General features: G+C 34.3%; 3 protein-coding genes. 1 reads left to right on the top strand and 2 read right to left on the bottom strand.

Annotated features, from left to right (window positions below):
• The first annotated feature begins 165 nt into the window (after nucleotides 1–165).
• Entirely contained in the window at nucleotides 166–357 is a 192-nt protein-coding gene (locus tag E1171_RS23490) for a hypothetical protein (protein ID WP_187696190.1), read from the top strand.
• Between the two features lie 394 nt (nucleotides 358–751).
• On the opposite strand, the gene E1171_RS02030 is transcribed toward E1171_RS23490, so the two are convergent.
• Nucleotides 752–1,192 carry a DoxX family membrane protein gene (locus E1171_RS02030; RefSeq protein WP_187696189.1) on the bottom strand — a complete coding sequence of 147 codons (441 nt, stop codon included), beginning with the start codon at nucleotides 1,190–1,192 and terminating at the stop codon, nucleotides 752–754.
• Nucleotides 1,193–1,453: 261 nt separating this feature from the next.
• Nucleotides 1,454–1,869 (bottom strand): hypothetical protein (locus E1171_RS23485; RefSeq protein ID WP_187696188.1); only part of this gene is annotated, 416 nt, incomplete at its 5' end.

Genomic DNA, 1,869 nt, shown 5'->3' with positions numbered 1-1,869 from the left:
AGCCATTGAAAATAAAGCCAATTGTACCTAAGTCAATAAAATCAGAGGTCCCCTAAAAACTGAAAAGTTGAGCTTTGAAGAAGCATTAGATGGCTATAACAAAACCATTATGGTAAAACCTGATTATGCCAATCCTTATTTCAATCGAGGTAAAACTTATTTAAGGTGGAGAGGGTTAAATTGGCTCCAAATGATTTTAACAGAGCAACTCTTTTAGACCTCAATTATATCCAGGGATTTTTTAACAGGTCAAGGTTAAATTATTATGAAATAAACGGAGCTATTGACAACCGTAATACTATCAATAAACAAGATCCAAACTTTATCCAAGCTTCTTATTTTCAAGAAAGAGCCTAAAACTGGCTGTTAATGAAAAATCAGACAAAAGGACAGTAATAAAGTCATCATTAGGAAATTAGATTTTGGAGATGTTTATTTTAAACGAGGTCTATTATTAAATCAAAAAGATTAATTTCAAAAAGCATGCAGGGATTGGAAGTCTGCCGCAAGATTGGGGGATGATGATACCAAAAGTTATGTACCCACTAATTGTAAATGATTTTTTAATTGTGGAAATACAAAACTCTTCACTTCCCTCCTTAGAGAATAACCCTACAAACTAATGGTGAGCGAAGAATCTATAATGGACATGTCATCCCCTACCTATCGATACATTCTAGTATTCCATCAACTCCTTGAGTTACAAAACTCTTAATAGCTAGAATTACACCATTTCATAAATTCGTCTAGGCTATTTCTTTATCAAACTATCAATTGAAAATTTACCTGCACCGCTAATAAGCAAGGAAAGGGACATCCCAATAACCAGTAAATGATACTCAAATCCTTCACCCAATTGCCTACCAGACCAGTTCATGAAGAACCCGTAATCTAGGTGAACCAAAAAAATAATGGAAGTAAACTGCACGATAAAGGCCAGAGCCACAAGGCGACTTCCTAATCCAATGATTAAAAGTAATGATCCAAAAAACTCCAATAAAATAACTGCCAGACCTATTATCCAAGGAAGATCAAAAGGACCAATAAACAAATCCATTGTGTCTGCAAATCCTGCACCTCCAAACCACCCTAGAAGCTTCTGGGCGCCATGGGGAAAAAGGACAACTCCCAAAACTATACGGATAATAGTGGGTGCAAAATCTCCCTTTGTGTCCAAAATTGCATCTTTCACAATAAACTTGCTTTCAATCTAAAAAGAAAACTTAGACAATTCTCAAATAGACTCAATGATTCATTTTATTATTAAAGGGAAAACCCTGCAAAAGACCTCTACTTCTTTCCTTAAAAGGAGAACCCTTTATAAAAAATTCCTTCACTTCAGCGTAAAAAATTATACTCTAAAATACAAACATAAAAAAGCAGTGTTGTAACCCCTAACCTTTGGGATTTATCAACACTGCCTTAAATTAATATGCTATTTTAAATTACCCTTTTATTCAGCTCCTGCAAGGGCAGTATTACCAGGATTAAATAAATTAATATTTCGCGTTGAAGAAGGATAGTTAACTGTTAGTGCTTCAAAATTTCCATTAGCAGCAACCACACCCAAATCATTCTTTGATAAAATTTCTATAGGCCTGTATATGTGCTTATATACATAATACTCCTCTCCATTAACTATTCGGTTACCCTTAGCCACAACAATAAAGTTCCCCATTTCTTTCTCCTCTTCACTGTTGTAAAGACTCACATAATATTGATTTTGGTTCGCTTTATAATGACCAACTATTAAATCATATTGTTTGGCATCCGTACCTGTTATATTGGATATCAAATGCGAATTAGCATTTCTATTACTAAGGTCTTCAACTGACACCTTTTGGCCAAAAGCAAAAGTCATCGTAAAAA

The sequence above is a fragment of the Xanthovirga aplysinae genome, from assembly GCF_009711365.1.
Taxonomy (GTDB): Bacteria; Bacteroidota; Bacteroidia; order Cytophagales; family Cyclobacteriaceae; genus Xanthovirga; species Xanthovirga aplysinae.
The sequence above is the reverse complement of the archived record's forward strand: the minus strand, read 5'-3'. Positions and strand labels throughout refer to the sequence as shown.